The sequence below is a fragment of the Flavobacterium sp. PL12 genome (assembly GCF_039123485.1).
GTDB classification, from domain to species: Bacteria; Bacteroidota; Bacteroidia; order Flavobacteriales; family Flavobacteriaceae; genus Flavobacterium; species Flavobacterium weaverense.
Map to the genome: position 1 here is coordinate 46,565 of NZ_JBANDI010000014.1, position 24,519 is coordinate 71,083.

Below are 24,519 nucleotides of genomic sequence, written 5' to 3' on the forward strand. Positions count from 1 at the left end.
AATTTTAATTGGATAAAATTAAAAACATATAAAATGAATAAATCAATATACATTGCTACTAGCGAACAAAATAGTGGTAAGTCAATTATAACTTTAGGTTTGATGAGTATGCTTATTGGTAAAACAGCCAAAGTCGGTTATTTTCGACCAATAATTGAAGATTTTGAAGACGGAAGCTGCGATAATCACATTGAAACAGTAATAGGTCATTTTGGTTTGGATATTTCATTCGAAGATGCGTATGCTATTACTAAAAGTAAATTAATCAAGAAGAAAAATAAAGGAAAAATAGGGGAGGTTCTCGATTTAATTATTGAAAAATATAAGAAATTAGAAGAGCGTTTTGACTTTGTTTTAGTTGAAGGAACTGGATTCAGTGGAGAGGGAACTGCGATTGAGCTCGATATGAATGTTTTGATTGCTAAAAATTTAGGGATTCCAACAATTATTGTAGGTTCAGGAGTAGGTAAAACATTAGAGGAACTTATTGACAGTCTTTATTTAGTATATGATTCATTTAAGGTTCGAGATGTTGAAGTTCTAGCAGTTATCGCAAACAAAGTCCAGCCAGAAAATATTAGATTAGTCACAGATGGTTTGAGAGGTAGCCTTCCAATTGAAGTTATGGTGAATGCAATTCCATTAATTTCTAGCTTGAATAATCCAACAATTAAAGAGATTGTTGATTTGCTTGGCGCCAAAGTCCTTTTTGGGGATGAATTCTTGAATAATGAAGTTGGTAATTTTAGTGTAGGAGCCATGCAACTGCATAACTACTTATTACATCTAAAAGAAAATGCACTTGTTATAACTCCCGGAGATAGAGCTGACATCATACTTGGAGCACTCCAAGCAAATGAATCTGTAAATTACCCAACGATTTCTGGTATCGTTCTCACTGGAAACATTCTTCCTGAAGACAGCATTATAAAATTGATTCAAGGATTAACGACGATCGTTCCTATCATAACTGTTGAAGGCGGTACTTATGGAATTACAAATCGATTGGGTAATATTAAATCAAAAATTTACGCTGATAATACTCATAAGATAGAAACATCGATAAACACATTTGAAAAATATGTGGACTTAGATAATTTATCTAAAAAATTGCTGGCATTTGAAGCAGAAGGGATGACTCCAAAAATGTTTCAATATAATCTAGTAAAAAGAGCGAAACAACACCGCAAGCACATAGTTCTTCCTGAAGGGAATGATGATCGAATTCTTATTGCTGCTTCTCGCTTAGTTGCCATGGATGTAGTGGATATTTCAATCATTGGAAATAGAAAACAAATTGAAGCTAAAGTTGCAGAGTTAGGAATTACTTTTGATTTTTCGAAAATTGAAATCGTAAATCCTGTAGAATCTAAGTATTTTGATGACTATGTAAATACATACTACGAATTGCGAAAAGCTAAGAATGTAACTTTAGGAATGGCTAAAGATTTAATGGTCGACGTATCCTATTTTGGAACTATGATGGTTTATAAAGGGCATGCAGATGGAATGGTTTCTGGTGCCGCTCACACAACTCAGCATACAATTTTGCCTGCATTGCAATTCATTAAGACTAAGCCAAACTCAAGTGTAGTTTCTTCTGTTTTCTTTATGTGTCTAGAAGATAGAGTTTCTGTATTTGGAGATTGCGCCATAAACCCTAATCCAACAGCTGAGCAGCTAGCAGAAATTGCAATTTCTTCTGCAGATTCTAGTTGGGCATTTGGCATTGAGCCAAAAATTGCAATGCTTTCGTACTCGTCTGGCTCTTCTGGAAAAGGTGATGAAGTAACAAAGGTTAGAACTGCAACTGAAATTGTGAGAAAGAAGCGCCCAGATTTGAAAATTGAAGGTCCTATACAATATGATGCAGCGGTTGACATGGAAGTAGGAAGAAGTAAAATGCCAAATTCAGAAGTAGCTGGACAAGCAAGTGTCTTAATTTTTCCTGATCTGAATACTGGGAATAATACCTATAAAGCTGTTCAGAGAGAAACTGGTGCATTAGCAATTGGTCCTATGTTGCAAGGGTTGAACAAGCCAGTTAATGATTTAAGTCGTGGTTGTACTGTGGATGATATTATTAATACAGTGGTTATTACTGCTATTCAAGCACAAGGACTATAGTTTTTAAAGCAAGAAATATTTTATGACGCAAATTCACTAATGATTTTGTTTTTGAATATTTAGTAATAATATTTGTGCTTTAGCAAAATTGAAATAATAGTAAAAACCTTTACGCCATAATATGTTCGCGGCAAAAAATAGTTAAAAAATGAAAATAATAATAATAAACTCCGGGAGTTCCTCCATAAAATACCAATTAATCGAAATGCCAGCAAATGAAGTAATTTGTTCTGGTATGATTGATAGAATTGGATTAGAAATTTCAAACTTGACGTTTGTAAGCGCGTCAAATAAAATTGAGGAATCTTTACCTATCGCTGACCATAAAATAGGGTTGGAGAAAATAGCTAGACTTTTAATGGACGAAGAATTTGGCGTTATTACTAGCACCGAAGAAATTGAAGCTGTAGGACACCGCGTAGTTCATGGTGGAAGCACGTTTTCAAATACAGTTGTAATTACTGAGGAAGTTAAGGAGAAAATACGTCAGTTATTTGATTTAGCGCCTTTGCACAATCCTGCGAATTTAGAAGGAATCATTGTTGCTTCTGAAATATTTAAAAATGCCCAACAAGTAGCTGTTTTTGACACTGCTTTTCACCAAACAATACCTGTAATTGCTCACAAGTACGCTTTGCCCAATTATCTATTGACTGAAAACAAGATTCGATTATATGGTTTCCATGGAACGAGTCATAAGTACGTTTCAGAGAATGCAATTCACTATTTAACCCAGAATTCTTTTAGTAAAGAATCTAAAATAATTACAATCCACTTAGGAAATGGATGTAGTATGACTGCAATTAAAAATGGAAAGAGTGTCGATCACACTTTAGGTTTTGGTCCTATGAACGGTTTGATTATGGGTACTAGAAGCGGAGATGTAGATCAATCTATAATATTCTATTTAGTAAATACTTTAGGTTACTCTTTAGAGGCTGTAAACACAATGTTGCAAAAGCAAAGTGGTATGTTAGGGTTAACTGGTTTTAGCGATTTGAGAGATATTGAAGAGCAAGCTGAAAACGGAAATGTTGATTGCCAGTTAGCCTTAGCGATGAATGCGTATCGAATAAAAAAATATATTGGTTCTTACTCTGCCGTGTTAAACGGACTTGATGCAATTATCTTTACTGCAGGAATTGGAGAAAACTCATCCTATATTAGAAAATTGGTTTGTACTGATATGGATTATTTTGGTATCGAACTGGATTTAGATAAAAATGAATTGCGTTCTAAGGAAATTAGAGAAATAAGCACAGCCGAATCTAAAACGAAAGTTTTGGTTATTCCCACAAATGAAGAGATTGAAATAGCAAATCAAGTATTTGAATTGCTTGTTAAATAGTAATTTTATCTACAAAAAATGAACATCCATTTTTCATTGTATTATTTTTAAAATCTGATAATATTACACTAGTTATATTTATTAAAAAGTAAATTATTACTTACCTATACTGAGTTTTTATACTTCTAATAAAATACTTTTTACATCAATTAAAAGTCTGCAATTACTAAGTTATTCGCAGACTTTTTTTTGTTCAAGAAACTTTTAATTTTGTCGATCAATAATTAGCTTAATCAATTTAAATTTAATAATCTATAATTATTTTAATTAAAAAATGTAAAATGTGTAATTTATTGGTATATTTTTGTGCCAATAACTAATTATTAACCTAAAAAATAAAAAATGAGGAAAAATTTACTTTCCATCATTTTGTCTCTTTTCTCGGTCATAGCGTGGTCGCAGAGCAGTAGTCAGAGTGATTTTTCTATCTCCGTTAATGGTAATAGAATTGCTACAAAAGCAAATTTTAAGCAGCAAGTTGATTTGCTTAGAAAAAATGTAAATAAACAAAGTGATAAAACCACTTACACTTTGTTACAATTTACTAAGATTCCTACAATACAGGAACAAAATGAGTTAAAGAATCAAGGAATAACCCTTATTAGTTATTTATCTAATAATGCGTATTATGTTGCAGTAGATCCTAAATTCTATAGTAGTACTATTACTTCAAGAAATATTAGGAACTTTATTACTTTCGATTCAGAATATAAAATTGATCCTATAATAATTACTGGAGCAATACCTGATTACGCTAAAGATAATAATGGAATCAAAGTTGTAGTAAGTTACTTTAAAGGTGCAACTACTTCGATCATCAATAGCAATTTAAAATCGTTAGGCTTAAAAAATTTCAAGCAAATTGATTCTTTTAACCAAGTTTATCTAATTGCTTCAGTTGAAAAGTTGAAAGAAATTGCAAAATTAAATTGGGTGCAAAATATTGAATTGATTGAGCAACCTGTAGAAGGTGATAATCTTCCGGGAGTAACTTCTCACAAAGTCAATGTTTTGAGTTCGACGATTCCTGGACTAGGATACGACTTAACTGGTAATGGAGTGAAAATAGGTATTTGGGATGGTAACATTGAAAAGCATGTTGACCATACTGGCAGAGTTACTACGAGAGAGTACGAGTCTAATTCATCACATGGTCAGCATGTATCTGGAACTGTTGGTGGAGCTGGAATTTTAGATCCAAGAGCTAAAGGAATGGCTCCTAAAGTTCAAATTTATGGTTGGAATTTTAACATGCAATCAAATGGTTTACCAGTCTATGTAGAAAGAGATCTTGCTGCTAAAGATGATGGAGTTGATTTAACATCAAATTCATATGGAGTGCTTCTTTCTTCGGGATTTAATACAACAAGGTATGGTGTAGGAGATCGAGGTGATGATGATGTAACTGTAAGGAATCCTTCATTGTTAAACGTCTATTCTAATGGAAATGCGCAAGCTGCTTACGCAGGTGGTTTTTATACCTCTACAAAGGCATCAAAAAACGCATTACATGTTGCAGCTAATGATCCTAACGATAATATTAGCTCGTATAGTAGCTTTGGACCAACAGTGGATGGCCGTTTAGTTCCTCAAATTGCTGCCGTTGGTTCTAGTGTTTATTCATTAGATTACAATAATTCGTACCAAGTGATGAGTGGAACTTCTATGGCGACTCCTGGTACATCGGGGACATTAGTTTTGCTGTATGAGAGATATAAGAATATTTTTGGTGCAAAGCCTTTAGCTTCGTTAATGAAGGCATTGGTTTCAAATACAGCAAAAGATGTAGGAAATCCAGGTCCTGATTATAAATACGGATTCGGTAATCTAAATGCTTTAAGGGCTGTTAAAGTGCTCGATAAAAATATGTTTTTTACTTCATCAGTGGTAAATGGTGCTTCCTATGAGAAAGATATTGTTGTACCTGCTGGATTAACTTCTTTAAAAGTAATGCTTGCTTACTCTGATATTGGCGCTACTCCTGGAGTTACTAATGTTTTAGTAAACGATTTAGATATTAGAATTGTAAAGGATGGTGTAACAGTGTTTCCTTGGATTTTAGATGCTTCTTTACCAAATGCTAATGCTACAAGAGGTGTAGATAATTTAAATAATATTGAACAAATAACTTTTGATGTACCATCAGCAGGAATTTATAAAATTATTGTAACTGGATCTAAAGTGCCTTTAAACGCTCAAGATTTTGCTGTGGTGTATGATTACGTTGCTCCTGAATTAGTTTTGACGTATCCTATAGGTGGAGAGAAATTTAATCCAAAGTCAACTGAGTATATTCGCTGGGACTACGAGGGAGAAGACAGAACTTTTAATATAGAATTCTCTAATGACGGAGGTGCTACATATAATGTTATTGCAGCAGATGTACCTTCAGCAGCAAGAAATTTTTCTTGGAACGTTCCAGAAGGTATAGTTCCTAACGCTAAGATTAGAATTAGTGCTGGAAGTAGAGTAGATGTTTCAACTAACAATTTTACCATATTTGCTGAACCTGTAAATCTAACTATTGCGTCAAGTGCTTGTGGCGGGAATTCTTTTAAAATGGATTGGGATCCAATTCCTAGTGCTAAATATGAAGTGCTTAAACTAAACGGATATCAATTTGATGTAGTTACCGTTGTTACGGATCCAACTTATACTTTTACAAATTTAACTGCGGGAAATAATAATTGGTTTACTGTTCGAGCAATTGATATTGCCAGCGGATTAGTTTCTGAAAGAGCTAGAGCTGTAAACGTAGAGCCAATAAGTGAAGCGATATTAACAACACTCAATCTTCCATTTAAAGAAGATTTTAATAATAAAAAGCCAACTAATTACACACTTTCTCAGGCTAGTCGAACAGGAAGCATTGGTTATGATTACGCGAATACAGCATTATATGATGCCGTAAAGATGTCTGGTTCAGGTACTGCTGGTTCTCCAGCTTGGAATCCTAGCACTATTTCAAATGCATTTGCAAATAACCCTAAATATATCAAAAGGTTATCTTTTTGCGAAATTGATGCTAGTAGTTTAGCGGGTAAAGCAATTCGATTAAAGTTCAATTTGATATGGAAAAATAGCGTTGCAGCAAATAAGAACTTCTTTAGAGTATTAATTAACGGTGTAGCCGTTGCAAGTTCTGAGAATACCACTGTTTATGGAGGTAGTGCTATTGAAGGAAATAGAGAATTGACTTATGATTTAGCTTCAATTGCGGGTACTAAGTTCAATATTACTTTTGAAGGCGTAATGGACAATGATGCAACTACTGCTTCTCCTCCAGTATATAATACTATATTTATCGATAATGTAGAATTTTATGAAGCAGTCCAAAATGATCTTGCATTAACACAACTTACTTCAAATGTAGGTTTGACAGCAACTGAATCAGTTTCTGTTAAGGTTTATAATTATTCCCCAATTGCGATTAATAATATTCCTGTATCTTATAAAATTAATGAAGAAACTGAAGTTTCAGAGGTAATTCCTGGACCAATTGATCCGTTAAAGGAAGTAAGCTATACTTTTTCTCAGAGAGCAAATTACTCTGCTGGAGGATTTTATAAAGTAGCTGCTAAAATTACTCCAACAAGCGACTCTAATGCCTCAAATAATTCGTTGACAAAGTCAGTCGTAAATTCTGGTACGGATATACTTATTGGAAATGCTACCGTTACGACATGTTCTGCGGTACTTACAGATACTGGAAGTAGATACGCTGATTATCCAATTAGTGCAAACCAAACGACTACTTTTAAACCTGCTATTGTGGGTAATAGTATTAAAGTTGATTTTTCTGAATTTGCTACAGAGGCAGACTATGATTTTCTATATGTTTATAATGGAAATTCAGCATCATCTCCAATTTTAGGAAAGTTTAATGGAAACACATTACCTCCTTCTCTAACTTCAACTGCAGCTGGTGGTGAATTAACATTTAAGTTTACTTCTGATGCTGGCGTTAACGATAAAGGATTTATTGCAAACATTTCATGCGTGGCTAAACCTTCATCATCTTTAAATGATGTAGCGATTGCTTCAATCGTTTCACCTGATTTTCTTGGAAATAAAACGGTTGCAACTACTGTTACTATTCGAGTTACTAATCTAGGAGCAACTACGCGAACTAACATTCCTGTTTTTTATGATGTAAATGGACTAAACAGAATTTCAGAATTTGTTCCTACTATAAATGCTGGTTCGACAGTGAGTTATACTTTTACAGCAACTGCTGATTTATCTGTGGCTGATGCCAGTTATATTATAACATCAGGAATTGATGAAGTAGACGATACTATAAGTAATAATTCTCTCGTAAAAACGGTTTACAATAAAAACCAATTGCCATCAAATACTAATACAAATGGTTTTGCAATTACAAAACTGAAATGGAATGATGTTATTAATACTTCAGGGACTTCTGCGTACTCTGATTTTAAAAATATCAAAATTCCAGTTTATGCTGGTTTTACTTATCAACCGGAGGTTTCTATTGCTAAGCCAGAAAGGCCAATAACCAGAGATCTTACAACAACTCCTGGAGTTTTTACAATGATTGTAATTGACTTAAATGGTGATGGTAATGTGACTGATGAGTTTTATTCAGGTAATTTTTGGGTTAACACTGTAAATACCGCTACATCGCCTGCTATTGCATCCATTCCTAGTACTCATTATTTTAGAAATAATTTTAGTTTAGTTGGAGGGGTTACTATTCCGTCAGGTACCTCCGCAGGTGAAAAACTAATGCGTGTAATTCACATGTTTCGTTCTCCTAATGAGTATTTCAATGTGAATCTTGGACCAACCGTTGACAATTTAACGACTTCGAGAGAGGATTTTGAGATTGAAGAATATACAATCAATGTTCTTCCATTTACTGCTGCAGATGCCAGCGTTGAAAGAATCACTGCTCCAGTAAAAATTGGTATGAAACCGGTTACAGTAAGTGCAGTGATCCGTAATTTTTCTACTACTGCAATTTCAAATTTTCCAGTTGCCTATAAGGTGAACGGAGCAAATGAAGTTACTCAAAACTTTACTGGTACAATTGCAGCTGGTGCAACTGCAATGTTTTCATTTACAACAAAAGCTGATCTTAGCGCTGTTGATAATTACAATCTTGAGGTCTATACAAAACTAGCTGGAGACACTGACGCTACTAACGATTCTAAATCAGTTAGTTTCTCACACGTTGCTGATGCTATTACAAACGTTGTAGGATCTTTTGATGGAGTAGATGATTATATAGCAACAGATGCTATCCCAGCGCTAGAACTTTCAAACAATTATACTTTCGAAGCTTGGGTTAATAGAAAAAGTCCAACAATTTTTGGAAGAATCTTTGATAAAACTAGAGTGAATTTATTTGTACACACGAATAATAATTCGACTTACAAAGAAAACAGCTTAGTATTGTCTATTACAACTGCTAGTGGTTCGCATGTGATTAATACAGGTTTAAATACCGTCCCTTTAAATAAATGGCAACATATTGCTTTCACAGTTAGTGCTAGTAACGTTTACACCATGTATATAGATGGAGTTGTTGCACCTTATACTGCAACTGGAACTGCTGGAGCTGCCACTACAAATGCTACTCTTCCTGCTTATATTGGAGGAAATCCCTCATTAACGCGTCAGTTAGATGGTAACATTGATGAGGTTCGCGTTTGGTCTGGAGTCAAAACTCAGTCGGAGATCGCCGCAAACGCAATGACAAAGTATATTGGTAACGAAGCTAATTTGCTAGCGTATTATTCTTTTGCTGAAGGTGATAAACAATTTGTTTATGACACAACAACAAGTGATAATACAGCAATTGTAATGAACGCAGATACGAATGGTTTAGGTGATGGTAAATTCTGGAATACGCCAGTTCTTTTGCAAAAACTAGAATTAAAGGATCAACTTTCTTCTTCGTACGACAATGCGTCTAAAACGTATACCTTTCTATTAAATGACAGCGTTGATATCACAACTGCGATTCCAGAATTTACCGCAGGAATGAATTCAATTGTAAAAATAAATGGAGTAACACAAACAAGTGGTGTAACAACCAATAATTTTACAAATACTGTAAATATGACTATTGAAGGTGTAGGTTTTAACACTGGAATTACAGAAACGTACATCCTAAAAGTTATTTCAGGATTAAGTAATCAAAGTAAATTGCTTGCTTTTGATTTTAAAAAGACTTTGAATTCAGGATTAAGCCAGGAAATTAATACGACTATTTCTGGTGAAAATGCTTCTGCAACTGTTGCTTACGGAATTAATGTTTCAAATTTGAAAGCAAACTTTACTGTTTCTGCAGGAGCAGAGTTATTTATTGATGACGTAAAACAATTAGCCTCAACTACTACTAGCATTGATTACGCGAATAGTATTTTAGTTACTGTTGTTTCAGAAAACAAACTTTCTAAAACAAATTATATGGTAACTGTAAATGCAAAAAATACAGAAGCTAAGTTCTTAGGATATTCAGTTACTAATCAATTTGGAACATCAATAATCGACAATACGGCGAAAACGGTTAAAGTATTCGTAAATAATAATGCAATGTTAAGTGCATTTATACCTTCTTTTACAATTTCAGATCAAGCTCAAGCTCGTATAGGAACCTATGTTCAAAACAGCGGAGTTACTTCAGTAAATTATGTAAATCCTATCCAATACAATGTACTGGCGCAAAATGGAGAATTAACAAATTGGACTATAGCAATAGAAAGAGCGAAGCCAGTAATTTCTTTATTAGGCGACAATATCGTAACTGTTGGTAAAGGCTGTACGTATACTGAGGCAGGTTATTCAGCTGTAGATAATTTAAGCGTAGATTTGACCGCCGCTGTTACAGTTACTGGAAATGTCGACACAAGTACGATCGGGCAGTATACTTTGAACTACAATGTTACAGATGCATTGAATAATGTAACTGTCGTAACACGTACCGTTAATGTAACAAATGATGCATGCAATTTAAACGTGTCATCGAATACAATTAATGGTTTTGCAATGTATCCTAACCCTGTAAATGATGGTAAGGTGTATGTGGTTACTGGAAGTACTGACATGAAAACTATTATATTTTATGATATTTCTGGCAAGCAAGTTTTAAGTGTTTCGACAGAGAATAAAGAAGTAAATACATCTAAATTAAGTAAAGGTGTTTACATAGTCAAAGTTGAACAAAACGGTAAAGTTTCAACTGAGAAACTGATAATCGAATAAAAATTTTTGACTGATTATATAGAGCTGCCTGAGTAATTATTCAGGCAGCTTTTTTTTTACAATATTAGTGAACATAAAAAATTAGTTTTTATATGCTGATAGTAATTTTAGATCAGTACAAAAAAAGTTTACGAAGCAATTTAAAATAGAAATAATAATGTCTGTCTCAGAATTTAAGTTTAACGACTACAATTAAATTAGCTCTTCAGCAATGATCTTAACTTCATAATGATTTTTTACTCCAATTTTTATTTTTTCTTCTTGAAGTGAAATTATTCGTTATTAATCACGAAATTGCTCGATAATAACAAATCAAAACTTCCAAACAAAATCGATTTTAACCTTTATAAATTATGAAAAAAACTTTTCTATTAGCGGCTTTATTTTTTAGCGGTGTAACATTGACGGCTCAAAGTAAGGACGAGCAAATGTTTAAAGAAATCTATAAATCTTCGCTAACAAATTCAAAGTGTTACTCGTGGTTAGATCATCTTTCGAATAAAATAGGATCTCGATTATCGGGTTCAGACAATGCGCAGAAAGCAGTTTTATATACAAAAGCCCAATTAGAAACTCTTGGTTTGGATAAAGTCTATTTGCAGGAAGTGATGGTGCCAAAATGGGTAAGAGGTGAAAAAGAAACTGCTTACATAATGGATAACAAAGCTAAAACTTCTGTTCCAATATGCGCTTTAGGTGGTTCTATCGCAACTTCTAAAAATGGTCTTGCCGCTGAAATTATTGAAGTGCAAACAATAGCTGAACTCAATACATTAGGAGATAAGGTTAAAGGTAAAATAGTATTTTTTAACAGACCGATGGAGCAAGAGCTTATTGAAACTTTTAAATCTTACGGAGGTTGTGTAGATCAAAGATACGCAGGTGCTAAGGAAGCAGCAAAATTTGGAGCCGTTGGAACAATTGTACGCTCGATGAACTTACGATTAGATGATTTCCCACATACAGGTAATCAAAGCTATGGTGATTTGCCAGAATCAAAATATATTCCAACAGCAGCTATAAGCACCAACGGAGCTGAATTATTAAGTAAATCACTTAAAAGTAATTCTAAGTTGAAGTTTTATTTCAAACAATCTTGCAAACAAATGGAAGATGTTTTATCATATAATGTTATAGGAGAATTAAAAGGTAGCGAACATCCTGAAAAAATAATTGTTGTGGGAGGACATCTTGATTCTTGGGATTTAGCAGATGGTTCACATGATGATGGAGCAGGAGTGGTGCAAAGCATGGAAGCAGTCAATATCTTCAAAAATCTTGGATACAAACCTAAAAATACGATACGCGTTGTGCTTTTTATGAATGAAGAAAATGGTGGTAAAGGCGGAAAAAAATACGAAGAAGTAGCACAACTGAATAAAGAAAATCACATTTTTGCTCTGGAAAGTGATTCAGGAGGATTTACTCCAAGGGGTTTTAATTTCGAATCAGACGATGCTAATTTTAAAAGAATCGAAGGATGGAAGAATCTTTTCGAACCATACTTAATTCATAGCTTTACAAAAGGACATGGAGGTTCTGACATTGATCCTTTAACTTCTAAAAAGATAGTTAAAGCTGGATTAAAACCAGATTCACAACGCTATTTTGACTATCATCATGCTGCAAATGATACTTTTGATGCAATTAATAAAAGAGAATTAGAATTAGGTGCGGCAACTATGGCTTCATTATTATATCTTATTGATCAAAATGGAATAATAGAATAATAGAATAAAAAGTTACCAAAATTAATGTGGGTGCAATTTTTATGTTTTTCAATATTTAAATGAAATCGTAAATGTTGCACCCTCGTTTATTTTACTTTCTACAGCAATTCTTCCACCTAAACTTGTGATGTGATTGTAAACTAAATAAAGTCCTATTCCCGTACTATTTGTATCGTCATTTGTATGGAATTTTTCATACAGTCCAAAAATCTTATCTTTCACTTTATCTAGGTCGAAACCAAGTCCCTCATCTGAAAAAATTAATTGATTTATTCCGTTCACTACTGTAGAACGAATTTTAACTGTTGGTACGCTTGATGGTTTTGAATATTTAATTGAGTTCGTAAGTAGATTTAAAAAAATGCTTTTAATATAAGCCTTGTTAAAAACTACATTTTCTACCTCCGAAAAATCAAAAGTAATACTTGCTTTCGAATCAACAATTAGTGAATTAATCGATACTAAAACTTCAATAAGACATTCATTAAAGTTTATCTCTTCAACCTGAGTATTGATGTTTGCATTTTCAATTAGAGTGTCAATAGAATCATTTAATGTATCTTTTAAATTTTCGCTTGTTAATTTTAAAATATTGATCAGCTCAAGTGTTTCTTCATCATCAATTTTAGAAACATCAATCAGACTAAATACGGATAACATATTGTTTATAGGGGACTTTAAATCATGAGAAGTTTTATGAGAAAGTATTCTCAGTTCCTTATTTATTTGTGTCAGATTACTTAAAAGTAAATTTCTTTCGCCTTCTACTTTTTTCTTATGTGTTATGTTTTTTGCAATGGCATAGATTAATTGATTTGCATCTACAGGCATTGAAGTCCATGAAAGCCAAACGATTTCACCACTTTTAGTGAGATAACGATTTTCAAAATTTAATAGTGGTTTGTTTTTATAGACTTGCTCTCTTGTTTCTAATGTTAATTTTAAATCGGGAGAATAAACAAATGCACTTATGGGTTTAGCGTATAATTCCTCCTCACTGTATCCTAATAATTTTGATACAGAAGGATTAATTCTCTTAAAGTAACCGTCATAGCCTGCAATACATATTAAATCAGCCGAAATGTTGAAAAAATTATCAAATGAATATTTGCCATCAGAATCAGTAGTAGTAGAATTTGAATTCATTGATTTAGCAGGATTTATAGTTTTTAAATAATTTTATATTTTCAAATATGGGAAGGTTATTTTATTAAAATATTGGGCCTCTTTCCAAATTTATATAAAAAAACAAGAATTCTACTAACTTTGAATTTAAATCTAACTAAATAAGGATTTATTATTTTCAAATTTATAACCTAAAACAAAAGAAGGCTGGAATATTAAAATTCCAGCCTTCTTTTTACATTAGATATTTAAGTTTATTGCGGTCACTTTAAAAAATTTCTAAAGAAACTCTAAACCCTATTATTTTATATTCTAAAAATTCCACCGACTGCAATTATTCTTTGAAAAAAGAAAAAATCTTGTGACGCGCTATCTTCCTTACTTTGGGTTGTTCTAATATCTTGCATATTAATATAACCACCTTTCAATTCTCCTTGAATGTAAAAATGTTTAAAAAATGTTACGTTAAGTCCCGCTTTTGCGGAAGCGCCAAAACCAGAAACATGAAAATCATCATGACGATCTTTTCCCAGCAAAGTTGTGTTTGTTTTAGGATAAAGCAAACCAAGTCCCAAACCTTCAGTTATATTAATTTGAACTTTTTCAATATTGGGAAGACCCAGAAACTTCGAAATATCATCGTGTCTTGATATCTCGGTGTGTACGTAATTTAATCCGTCAGTATGTTCATACTTCAAGAATGTTTCATCCGTAAAATTAACTGGAGTGTTATTATAAATGCGATTGTGAATTGCGCCCGCATCTGCAATTGGTAAATTGATTGCGCCTGAAACATTAGCAGTTTGATCTTGTGTCATTACATACTTCATGTGATCCACACCAATTGTAACGCTATAGTTATCAGAGATATAATATCCTAATCTGAAATTCGTTTGAGGAATTGTCATTTTTACAGGATTTACGTAGTCCAAATGCCATCCTTTTGGTTTATCGTGCGCGGTCATATTATCAACTGTAAAGTTGTAATCTTTCCCTTTGAAAGTTACATCAGAGTCTGTGTAGCTTTCCCTATTTCCGCCCCATGAAACAAAGAATTTTCCTTTATTATGAGCGGTATATTTTTCTACCTTAATTTCTTCTTGTGCAAATATGCTTAATGAAAATCCGAACAAGACGAAAAATAAAACTTTAGTTTTCAATGAACTTTGTATTAAAATTAAAATGTATTTATTGTTTTTCTAATCGCTACTAATTTCGTCATTAGCGATTCAAAATAATCTAGATGAAGCATATTAGCACCGTCGCTTTTTGCGTTAGCGGGATCAAAATGAGTTTCTATAAATATTCCATCAACGCCTACTGCAATACCAGCTTTAGCAACAGTTTCAATCATATCCGGTCTTCCACCAGTTACACCAGCAGTCTGATTGGGTTGTTGTAACGAGTGTGTTACATCAAGAACTGTTGTAGCATATTGTTGCATCGTAGGGATTCCTCTAAAATCGACAATCATATCTTGGTAACCAAACATGGTTCCTCTATCAGTAATCATTACGTTTTCATTCTGACAATCTAACACTTTTTGTACCGCGTGCTTCATGCTTTCTGGACTCATAAATTGTCCTTTTTTCAAGTTTACTACTTTTCCAGTATTGGCAGCAGCCACAACTAGATCCGTTTGGCGAACTAAAAAAGCTGGAATCTGCAAAACATCCACATATTGTGCCGCCATATCCGCATCTTCATTCGTATGAATATCTGTAACTGTAGGAACATGAAATGTCTCTGACACTTTTCTAAGGATTTTAAGTGCTTTTTCGTCTCCAATTCCTGAAAAACTATCGATTCTAGAACGATTTGCTTTTTTGAAAGAACCTTTAAAAACAAAAGGAATTTGTAAATTATCAGTGATGCCAACTAATTTTTCAGCAATTCGCATCGCCATTTCTTCACTTTCAATCGCGCAAGGACCAGCTAATAGGAAGAAGTTGCCGCTTTCAGTATGCTTAATTTGAGGAATTTTATGTATGTTCATAGTAGTTATTTTTTGAAAGTGCAAAGATAGTTAGGTTTTGTGACACTACTTTGCTATTAACGTTTTATTTGAAGCTGTTTCCTGCTCTAGTAATAACGATTAGTCATTGCGAGGAACGAAGCAATCCCATTCCATCAAACATAACATATAGAATTGAAAATATTTTTCAGTGCCCTTAAAAACTGAAAATATTTTTGAGACATTTTAATTACAACACTACTTTTTATTTAAACTAAGCCCAACTGGAACCATTAAGACTCCTTTTTCAAAAATATTTAAATATAATTTTATAGGTTTTTTTTGCCCTTCCCATTTTAACTCGTAAACATCTAATAAACCAGCGCCAAGATCCGTTCTTTTGGTTGGAAAAGGACAACAGCTTTCTAATTTTGAGTACGTTATTTTTTCGCCTTTTGGCCCAGCCAAAGCATTCAAGAAACGTTCTTGATTAATTTTGTCATTTAATGTGTTTCTATAAAAAATATTGATCGGGTAATCTTCGTCATAACCGTATTTTTTATCATCGCTATACTTAGTAATCACAAAAGTATTATCTTTTGTAACCACAAGATTTGGAGCATTATCATCCACGTTTTTTAAAGTCGATTTTGTGCTCACGCAGGAACCACTTAATAATACTAATGCTAAAAAAAGAAAAGTTTTTTTGATATTGTTCATAAATCCTTAACGTTAAAAATGATTTGTAATTGCTCAAGAAAAACTTTGAAGAGCAGCACAAAGATAAATAGAACTTTGAGTCCTATTGATTACAAAATGTTTTTTTTGTCAATAGAAGTATCAAAATAATCCACTTGTTTTAATTTGTAATCTTAAGCTAATAATTCTTTTTCTAGAATTCTAATTCATTCGTACGTCTTAAATGCTAAGAACTAGTCACTAATCACTAATTACTACTGACTAATCTTTTACTCCTAATTTCTCTAAAATAGTGTCTAATAAGCACCATTTGCTAAGGGAAGATTGAAATAAATTAGCTCCTACAAAAGCTGTAAGCCACAACCAATTAGTACTAAAATAATGTGCTAAAATTAAACTAGTTAATATAAATGTTCCCGCTACGAATCTTACTATTCTATTTTTCATAATATATTGGCGAGTGATGAAGGAAGCTCATCCTCTTATTTAGTTGTTATTAATTAGATTTTTCAATATTCAGCACAGCAATATGAATGTTTGATTTGGCTGCTTGTTTTGCATTAAAGTCATTAACCAAATCAAACAGTGAGTCAATATTTTCTTTTTTGACAAAAGCATAAAAGAGTATGGATTCCGTTTCATTCATATCGCCAGCAAACCAGTTGCTTTCAATAGCTTCTTCAGAAAGATCTGTAAACCCCTTTACTTCTTTATAAGTAAAGGTTTTTACATTAGATTTTTTTAGCATCGCCTTAATGTCTTTTTCAAATTCTAAGACTGCAGTTATGATTAGTAGTTTCATAGTTTATATTTTATTAAATTATAATGCTTCATCATCATTCTTGATTGAAATTTCAGAATTGGATTCCCATTTTTTTCTCTCTGTTATATAATAAATTAACGGCACTACTAGCAATGTTAGAATAGTGGAAACTATCGCTCCAAACACTAATGAAATCGCTAATCCTTGAAACAATGGATCAAATAATATAATCGATGCTCCAATAACTACTGCTCCAGTGGTTAACAAAATAGGGGAGGTTCTTACCGCTCCAGCTTCTATAATCGCTTGTTTCAACGGAACTCCGTCTTGCAATCTAATCTCTATAAAGTCAATCAGTAAAACCGAGTTTCGAACCATTACACCAGCTAATGCAATCATCCCAATGAAAGAAGTAGCTGTAAAATAAGCACCTAACAACCAGTGGCCAAAAACAATCCCAATCAAGGATAACGGAATAGCCAACATCATTACAATTGGTGTTTTAAAGTTCTGGAACCATCCTACGATTAACATGTAGATAATGACAATAGCTACCATAAAAGCAACTCCTAAATCACGGAATACTTCTAATGTTATTTGCCATTCTCCATCCCATTTTACTGTAAAATTACTTTCGTCAGTAGGTTGTTCCATATACAATTCCTCTACTTTATAGCCTTTTGGAACTTTCATTTTAGCCAGTTGGTCGCTCATTCCTAAAATGGCATATACAGGACTTTCTAAAGCTCCAGCCATATCAGCTGTTACATAAACCACACGTTTTTGATCTTTTCTATAAATGGTTTTTTGTAAAGTATCTGTTTTTACTTTTACCAAATCACTTACCGGAATCATGTTGCCTTGATTTCCTTTGATTTTTAGATTCTGAATGTCTTGTAAACTTGTTTTGTCTTTGTCGTCAAGAGAAAGAACGATTGCTACATTATCATTTGAATTTTCATCGTACAAATTAGAAATAGGATATTCTTTCAGTAAATAGGTAAGATTCCCCACTACTTGCTGTGGCGCAATTCCGTTTAGCATTGCTTTTTCTTTGTCTATTTCGAGTTTGTATTCTACTTGATTGTCCTCAACCATCCAATCGATATCGACTACATCAGCCGTATTTTCTAAAATAGTTTTTACTTGCTTCGCTACTTTTATTTGCTCGTTATAATTAGGTCCGCCATAAATCTCAGCAACTAAAGTTGATAAGACTGGCGGTCCTGGAGGCACTTCAATTAGTTTTACATTCGCACCATATTTCTTAGCAATCTTCTGCACATCGGCACGCATATCTCTCGCAATAGCATGACTTTGAATCGTTCTGTCTTCCTTGTGTAGTAAATTAACTTGAATGTCGGCCATATTACTACCACCACGCATATCATAATGACGCACTAAACCGTTGAACGTGATAGGAGCGGAGGTTCCAATATAATTCTGATAATTAACCACTTCTGATCTAGTTGAGAGGTATTGCGCAATTTCCTTAGTTACCGCTGTTGTGCGTTCTAACGTAGTTCCCTCTGGCATATCAATCACTACTTGGAACTCATTTTTATTATCAAAAGGCAACATTTTTACCACCACCGATTTGGTGAAAAACATAAATACCGAACCAATTAATAACAAAATAGTTACCGCTAAAAGTATTCTTCTTTTGGAGCTACTTTCTAATAATGGACGCTCTAACTTATTATATATTTTATAGATACGACTCGTTTCTAGTCCTTCCGCTTCTTTATGTTCTTGTGTATCTTTTTCTTGAAGTAAATGATATCCTAAATAAGGAGTTACCGTCAAGGCTACAAATAAGGATAATATCATCGCTATCGAAGCTCCTATAGGCATCGGACTCATATAGGGTCCCATCATTCCTGATACGAAAGCCATTGGTAAAATAGCTGCAATTACCGTAAAAGTGGCTAAGATTGTTGGATTTCCAACTTCGTTTATCGCATAAATAGCAGCTTGTTTAAACGGTAGTCGCTTCATCTTAAAATGGCGGTGCATATTTTCGGCAATAATGATACTATCATCAACCACAATTCCCACCACAAAAACGAGTGCAAATAGTGTAATTCTATTTAAAGTGTAATCCAATAAATAATAGCTAAATAAAGTCAACGCAAAAGTTAATGGAACGGAGAAAAACACCACTAATCCACCGCGCCATCCCATGGCCAGCATCACTAAAACTGTTACAGCCGCAATCGCAATAAATAAATGAAATAAAAGTTCACCTACTTTATCCGAAGCTGTTTCACCATAATTTCGAGTTACTTCAACATGAACATCATTCGGAATTAAATCTTTCTTCAATAATTCTACTTTGTGAAGGATTTTCTCCGAAATTTTCATCGCATCAGCTCCTTTTACTTTACCTACAGAAATAGTAACAGCAGGATATTCTGACTTGGCTATATTAAATTTTTCATTGGCTTTACCGTATCCAAAAGACACATAACTGCGAGGGGTTTCTGGTCCATCTTGCACTTTAGCCACTTGCTTCAAATATACAGGCATGTTTTTATTAATACCAACCACTAAGTTTTCTACATCTTCAGCATTCGATAAAAATTGTCCAGTTGTGACCAAATACTCTTGGTCATTTTGAACAAAACCACCCGATTGCGAACTGCCGTTGTTAGCCTGAATCATTTGCATAATTCCTAAAGCATCAACGCCATTTTCGGCCATTTTATCTTTGTCTAAAATTACTTTTAGCGCACGATTACTTCCTCCAATTTCTTTTGTAATAGCTACATCTTTGATTTTCTCAATCTCCGAAGTTATTTCTTCAGCAATTTGTCGAATTTGAAAAGCATCTTCTTTTTCGCTCCATAAAGTAATTCCCAGCATCGGAACATCGTCAATCGAACGTGTTTTTACCATTGGTTTATACACTCCTTTTGGAAACATATCCTCATGTTTCGCTAACTCATCGTACAATTTCACATAGGAGCGCTCCACATCTTGACCTACATAAAACTGTACAATAATCATGGCTTGACCGTTCATAGCCATCGTATGCACATGCTCAACCCCTTTTATGTTGGATATTATTTTCTCTAGCGGTTTTGCCACACGACTTTCAACCTCTGACGGACTTGCTCCTGGATAACCAACTAAAATGTCCGCCATTGGTACATTAATTTGCGGCTCTTCTTCTCTAGGAATTAAAAACGAACTGTAAACTCCAATAATCATCAAACCAATCATCAATAAGATGGTCAGTTTAGAGTTCATGAATAAATTGGCTATTTTACCTGAAATACCTTCTTGCATAATTTTTTATTTATTTGGGCGTGACCCTCTCAAAAGGTCGGGTCGGGCTATACGTTACAATCCACGCTAAAAAGCGTGGGATTTTCACTGCTATCCCTCACGCAGAATTAATGACAAAATCTTCTTATTTATCTAAAATGAAAGCGGAACACTTTTTATTGAACACTCACAGGAACTCCATTGTATAATTTTCCATCTGCCGAAACAATATATTGTTCATCTGCCGAAAGTCCAGACAAAACTTCAACTTGGTCGCCAAAGTTTTTCCCAACACGCAACCATCTTAATATGGCTACATTTCCAGTTCCAATAGTATAAATTCCAGTCAGTTGTCCTTGTTTTACTAATGCGGATTCTGGTACTAATATTACTTCACTTTTTGATGTGTTTGCTTTGTTTGCAATTGGAAACTGAACATTGACAAACATTCCTGATAAAACAATAGCGTCTGTCTTATCTAAATCTACTTTTACTAAATATTGACCACCCGTATTAGTAGCCGAGATACTTACCTCGCTTACTTTTCCGCTTAATTTCTCATTAGATGATTTTACTAAAACACTAACTGGCATTCCTTTTGTAATTTCGGCAATATCATTTTCAGAAACCATTGCCAGTACTTGCAATTTAGAGGCACCTTCAACACTTACTAAAGGCATTCCTGGATTAGCCATATCACCTTGTTTGATAAATGTATTGGTAACCACGCCAGCAAATGGAGCCGTAATATTCGAATAAGAAAATTGCGCCATTACTTCGTTTCGCATTTGTTTTGCACCTTCTAATCCCGCTTTTGCCATTTCGTAGCGTGCAGTCATATCATCTAATTCTTTTTGGGAAGCACTTTGCATTTTGAACAAATTCACAAAACGATCGTAATCTTTTTTAGCACTGTTAAATCCTGCAGTAGCTTGAAGAATACTCGCATCAACTTGCGCTCTTTTAGCTTGTAAATCCGTATTGTTAATGCTAACTAATAATTGTCCAGCATGTACTTTTTGACCTACTTGTACATGAACTTTGGTTACATACCCCATCATTCTAGTACTTAAGTTGGCACTATTCTTAGCTTCAATTTTTCCACTTGCAGTCACAAAAGGACTGTTGCTATTTTCAGAAAGTCCGCTTACTTTCACAGCGATAGCAGGTTCTTTTACGATTTCTTGTTTCTTTTCGCTGTTACAAGAAGCTAAAAGAATTACTGCTAATAAGGGTATAAATATCTTTTTCATAGTTTTGTGTTTATTGATTTTGCAATTGACTTTTGCAATTGTAATGGAATTTTAATTTCTTTATTTCGTTAAAAAATGTAAATAGTTTTGAGTAAAATTATATTCGAAAACTGCTTGTAAAAACTCCAATTCTTTTTGAAACATCAGTGTTTCTGATTGTAACAAGTCGGTAGTTTTTTCTAAACCTTGTGTAAAGCGATTATTCCTAATGCGATAGGCTTCTTGTGATTGTTCTAAAGCTAGTTTAGAAAGATTCACTTTGTTCTCTGCATCTTTCAATTGACGATCTGCTTTGTTTAATTCCAACTGGCTTTTTGCTTTATATTGTTGCGTTTCAATCTCTGATTTTTGGAATTCTGCTTTTGCTTTTTCCATTTTTCCAATTGATTTGTAACCGTCGAACAAACTCCAAGATAACTGTGCTCCAACTAAATACCCTTTAGCATTGGTTCCAAACAAAGTATCATCGTATAACTCGTAGCTTCCAAAAGCATTTAATCTTGGTAAGAAATTCATTTTACTAGACTGTAACATTTTGGCGTAAGCTTCCGATGATTTATCCATCGCTTGAATGTCTTTTCTATCAATAGAAAGAGTAGTATTTATTCTTTCCAATGCAATTAGATTGTCCAGCTCTTCAAGTGGTTTGTAGACCTTATTAGTGTTGTCTTCATTTAAAAGAAAGGCTAAATAATCAGATGCGTTTTGCACATTACTTTTAGCGTATTGCAACTGATTTTGTATTTCATTTACACGAACTTGCACAGATAGTAAATCCGTTTTTTGAAGAATGCCTTGTTTAAAATAGTTTTGTATCAATTTTAAATTAGCATCTCCCGTTATATTAGCTTTTTCTAAAACTGCTACAGCTCTATACCCTAATTGTAATTCCATAAAAGCTTTGTTCACCTCCAGCTCTAAATATTCTTTAGTGCGTTCCGTCTGTAAAGCATACGCTTCCATTTTCGCTTTAGCGGCTTGCCTTCCATAAATTCCGTCTATATTTATTAAAGGTTGTAAAACTTCAAATTTGGTCGCGAAGTTTTTTGTTCGCGCTGGATTGTTAAGTAAAGCTGGATCAAAATCGGAGGCTGTCAAAATTTCCTGATTTAGTTTAGATCCAAAAGCCATCAAAGGATTTGTTGTAGAAATGGCCGTATGTGAAGCTGAAATACTTGGCAAAAACAACGAATTTGATTGTCTGTAATCTGCTTGTGCGGATTTAAAGTCTTGATCTGAAATTTTTATTTGTAAGTTCTTATCAGCTGCTTTTATCCAAATATCCTTTTTGGAAATAATCAATGTGTCTTGACTAAATGCAACATTGAAAATGGTCAAAATTCCGATGAGCAGTATAAAATTTATATTCTTCATAATTATTGTATCAGGTTTATGAAGCAAAGATAGATTGACAAAATAGCGTGCTCAGTAACATAAGTCACACATGCTATTTAAATCCTATAATTTTTAAAGAATTGGATTATAGTGTATTTGAATTTTAGTTTTTTATTAGTCGTGTATTTGTAAACTGAGGTATCAGTTTATATAGTTACTTTCATTGCTTTAGCGCTTCCTTTTATTGAAAATGCGTTCTATCTTTGTAAAAAAATAAAATATGGAAATGATTTTTCAAACGTGGCCATGGTACGTTTCAGGATTGATAATAGGATTGATTATGCTTTGCTTAATTTATTTTGGAAAAACGTTCGGTATGTCTTCTAATTTGCGTTCGTTATGTTCGATTGCTGGATTAGGTAAAAAAGTATCCTTCTTTGACTTTGACTGGAAAGCGCAGCGCTGGAATTTAGTAGTCGTTTTAGGAGCTATGATAGGTGGATTTGTTGCTGTCAATTTCATGAGTGATCCTTCGAATGTTTCTATAAATCCTCAGACTATAGAACAATTGGCTGAAATGGGAATTGATGCGCCTAACGGTAAATTAATGCCACAAGCACTTTTTGGAACAGAAATTTTACAGTCACCTAAGATTATAGCTATCTTATTAATTGGTGGTCTTTTAATTGGTTTTGGATCACGCTATGCTGGAGGTTGTACTTCTGGTCACGCGATTTCTGGTTTAAGTAATTTACAAATTCCTTCTTTGAAAGCAGTTATTGGCTTCTTTATTGGTGGCTTAATCATGGCACATTTTTTATTGCCATTACTTTTAAGCTAATAATTCGTCAACAATCAAATAGTAAACATTAGAAAACATATCATGAAAAATATATTAAAATACTTAGTAGTTGGATTTATTTTTGGAATAGTCCTAACCAAATCAGAAGCTGTTTCGTGGTATCGAATCTACGAGATGTTCCAATTTCAATCATTCCACATGTACGGAATTATTTCAGTAGCAATTTTGGTAGGAGTGATTGGAATACAATTGATTAAAAGAAAAAATATTAAAGATATTAAAGGAGAACCAATAGTAATTGAAGACAAAGAAAAAGGTTCCGCTCGTTATTGGATTGGTGGAATATTATTTGGACTGGGTTGGGCATTAGTTGGTTCATGTCCAGGACCAATATTTATATTGATAGGAGCAGGATTTTGGATTGTTTTTATAGTGCTTTTTGGAGCACTTTTAGGCACTTATTTATATGGTTTACTAAAGAATAAATTACCTCATTAGATTTCATTAATTCACGAGTCTCGTAAATCATTGGGTTAAAATAGTAGATAAAAAGCTGCAATTTCTTCGGAAATTGCAGCTTTTTTTTTGTTTGATAGTGAAATACTCATAGATCCAAACTCTCGTTCTTTCAATCGAGAAGTGACGGAATATAAAATAGTAATGCACTCAACTCCTTTAACAAAATTAATCACTGAAGTATTAACGGAATTGTTTTCGTAGCATAACAAAGCAAACTTTCTACGTTGTTTTTTTGAATTGACACTAATATTATCGTCTTCTACTAAATCTCATTTTTATGATAATTTGTTTTGAGTCTCAGTTCAATTAGAATACAATTATACGATCGTATTTTTTTAAATACTCCAAAAAAAAATTACAA

Annotated in this window: 15 protein-coding genes; 6 read left to right on the forward strand and 9 right to left on the reverse strand. The window is 33.4% G+C overall.

Annotation, left to right across the window (positions count from 1 at the left end; translation table 11 throughout):
• Positions 1 to 33 precede the first annotated feature (33 nt).
• The 4 genes from pta (at position 34) to RCH19_RS08285 (ending at position 12,438) form a co-directional block, all read left to right on the forward strand.
• Complete coding sequence (pta, locus tag RCH19_RS08270; protein ID WP_343022821.1) at positions 34 to 2,127, forward strand: phosphate acetyltransferase; 2,094 nt, start codon at positions 34 to 36, stop codon at positions 2,125 to 2,127.
• 148 nt (positions 2,128 to 2,275) lie between these two features.
• Positions 2,276 to 3,475, forward strand: a complete 1,200-nt coding sequence (locus RCH19_RS08275; protein ID WP_343022822.1) for an acetate kinase — start codon at positions 2,276 to 2,278, stop codon at positions 3,473 to 3,475.
• Positions 3,476 to 3,817: 342 nt separating this feature from the next.
• Entirely contained in the window at positions 3,818 to 10,708 is a 6,891-nt protein-coding gene (locus RCH19_RS08280) for a S8 family serine peptidase (protein WP_343022823.1), read from the forward strand.
• 353 nt (positions 10,709 to 11,061) lie between these two features.
• A complete protein-coding gene (locus RCH19_RS08285) occupies positions 11,062 to 12,438 on the forward strand; it encodes a M20/M25/M40 family metallo-hydrolase (RefSeq protein WP_343022824.1) in 1,377 nt (458 codons plus the stop codon).
• Positions 12,439 to 12,486: 48 nt separating this feature from the next.
• On the opposite strand, the gene RCH19_RS08290 is transcribed toward RCH19_RS08285, so the two are convergent.
• From RCH19_RS08290 to RCH19_RS08330, 9 genes are all read right to left on the reverse strand, one after another.
• Complete coding sequence (locus RCH19_RS08290) at positions 12,487 to 13,584, reverse strand: PAS domain-containing sensor histidine kinase (RefSeq protein WP_343022825.1); 1,098 nt, start codon at positions 13,582 to 13,584, stop codon at positions 12,487 to 12,489.
• Between the two features lie 284 nt (positions 13,585 to 13,868).
• Entirely contained in the window at positions 13,869 to 14,723 is an 855-nt protein-coding gene (locus RCH19_RS08295) for a hypothetical protein (RefSeq protein WP_343022826.1), read from the reverse strand.
• A gap of 17 nt (positions 14,724 to 14,740) precedes the next feature.
• The gene (gene kdsA / locus RCH19_RS08300; protein WP_121925406.1) at positions 14,741 to 15,559 is read right to left on the reverse strand and encodes a 3-deoxy-8-phosphooctulonate synthase; all 819 of its coding nucleotides are present in this window, start codon (positions 15,557 to 15,559) and stop codon (positions 14,741 to 14,743) included.
• Positions 15,560 to 15,775: 216 nt separating this feature from the next.
• Positions 15,776 to 16,228: a 2-dehydro-3-deoxyphosphooctonate aldolase gene (locus RCH19_RS08305; protein WP_343022852.1), complete on the reverse strand. Its 453-nt coding sequence runs from the start codon at positions 16,226 to 16,228 to the stop codon at positions 15,776 to 15,778.
• A 249-nt stretch (positions 16,229 to 16,477) separates the two neighbouring features.
• Positions 16,478 to 16,663, reverse strand: coding sequence for a DUF2892 domain-containing protein (locus RCH19_RS08310; protein ID WP_343022827.1), 186 nt, complete (start codon positions 16,661 to 16,663; stop codon positions 16,478 to 16,480).
• Between the two features lie 49 nt (positions 16,664 to 16,712).
• Positions 16,713 to 17,018: a hypothetical protein gene (locus RCH19_RS08315; RefSeq protein WP_121925405.1), complete on the reverse strand. Its 306-nt coding sequence runs from the start codon at positions 17,016 to 17,018 to the stop codon at positions 16,713 to 16,715.
• Positions 17,019 to 17,036: 18 nt separating this feature from the next.
• Positions 17,037 to 20,270 (reverse strand): efflux RND transporter permease subunit, encoded by a 3,234-nt coding sequence (locus RCH19_RS08320; RefSeq protein WP_343022828.1) that lies wholly within the window; start codon positions 20,268 to 20,270, stop codon positions 17,037 to 17,039.
• A gap of 155 nt (positions 20,271 to 20,425) precedes the next feature.
• Positions 20,426 to 21,502: an efflux RND transporter periplasmic adaptor subunit gene (locus tag RCH19_RS08325; RefSeq protein ID WP_343022829.1), complete on the reverse strand. Its 1,077-nt coding sequence runs from the start codon at positions 21,500 to 21,502 to the stop codon at positions 20,426 to 20,428.
• A 60-nt stretch (positions 21,503 to 21,562) separates the two neighbouring features.
• Entirely contained in the window at positions 21,563 to 22,876 is a 1,314-nt protein-coding gene (locus tag RCH19_RS08330; RefSeq protein WP_343022830.1) for a TolC family protein, read from the reverse strand.
• Between the two features lie 241 nt (positions 22,877 to 23,117).
• Between RCH19_RS08330 and RCH19_RS08335 the strand changes: the two genes are divergently transcribed.
• A complete protein-coding gene (locus RCH19_RS08335) occupies positions 23,118 to 23,678 on the forward strand; it encodes a YeeE/YedE thiosulfate transporter family protein (RefSeq protein WP_343022831.1) in 561 nt (186 codons plus the stop codon).
• Between the two features lie 42 nt (positions 23,679 to 23,720).
• On the forward strand, positions 23,721 to 24,137 hold the full coding sequence (locus RCH19_RS08340; RefSeq protein ID WP_343022832.1) for a DUF6691 family protein: 417 nt from the start codon (positions 23,721 to 23,723) through the stop codon (positions 24,135 to 24,137).
• Positions 24,138 to 24,519 lie beyond the last annotated feature (382 nt).

Excerpts from the sequence above, each read along its gene's own strand:
- pta (WP_343022821.1), top strand. The coding sequence starts at position 34 with ATGAATAAATCAATATACATTGCTACTAGCGAACAAAATAGTGGTAAG.
- RCH19_RS08275 (WP_343022822.1), top strand. The coding sequence starts at position 2,276 with ATGAAAATAATAATAATAAACTCCGGGAGTTCCTCCATAAAATACCAA.
- RCH19_RS08280 (WP_343022823.1), top strand. The coding sequence starts at position 3,818 with ATGAGGAAAAATTTACTTTCCATCATTTTGTCTCTTTTCTCGGTCATA.
- RCH19_RS08285 (WP_343022824.1), top strand. The coding sequence starts at position 11,062 with ATGAAAAAAACTTTTCTATTAGCGGCTTTATTTTTTAGCGGTGTAACA.
- RCH19_RS08290 (WP_343022825.1), bottom strand. The coding sequence starts at position 13,584 with ATGAATTCAAATTCTACTACTACTGATTCTGATGGCAAATATTCATTT.
- kdsA (WP_121925406.1), bottom strand. The coding sequence starts at position 15,559 with ATGAACATACATAAAATTCCTCAAATTAAGCATACTGAAAGCGGCAAC.
- RCH19_RS08310 (WP_343022827.1), bottom strand. The coding sequence starts at position 16,663 with ATGAAAAATAGAATAGTAAGATTCGTAGCGGGAACATTTATATTAACT.
- RCH19_RS08315 (WP_121925405.1), bottom strand. The coding sequence starts at position 17,018 with ATGAAACTACTAATCATAACTGCAGTCTTAGAATTTGAAAAAGACATT.
- RCH19_RS08320 (WP_343022828.1), bottom strand. The coding sequence starts at position 20,270 with ATGCAAGAAGGTATTTCAGGTAAAATAGCCAATTTATTCATGAACTCT.
- RCH19_RS08325 (WP_343022829.1), bottom strand. The coding sequence starts at position 21,502 with ATGAAAAAGATATTTATACCCTTATTAGCAGTAATTCTTTTAGCTTCT.
- RCH19_RS08330 (WP_343022830.1), bottom strand. The coding sequence starts at position 22,876 with ATGAAGAATATAAATTTTATACTGCTCATCGGAATTTTGACCATTTTC.
- RCH19_RS08335 (WP_343022831.1), top strand. The coding sequence starts at position 23,118 with ATGGAAATGATTTTTCAAACGTGGCCATGGTACGTTTCAGGATTGATA.
- RCH19_RS08340 (WP_343022832.1), top strand. The coding sequence starts at position 23,721 with ATGAAAAATATATTAAAATACTTAGTAGTTGGATTTATTTTTGGAATA.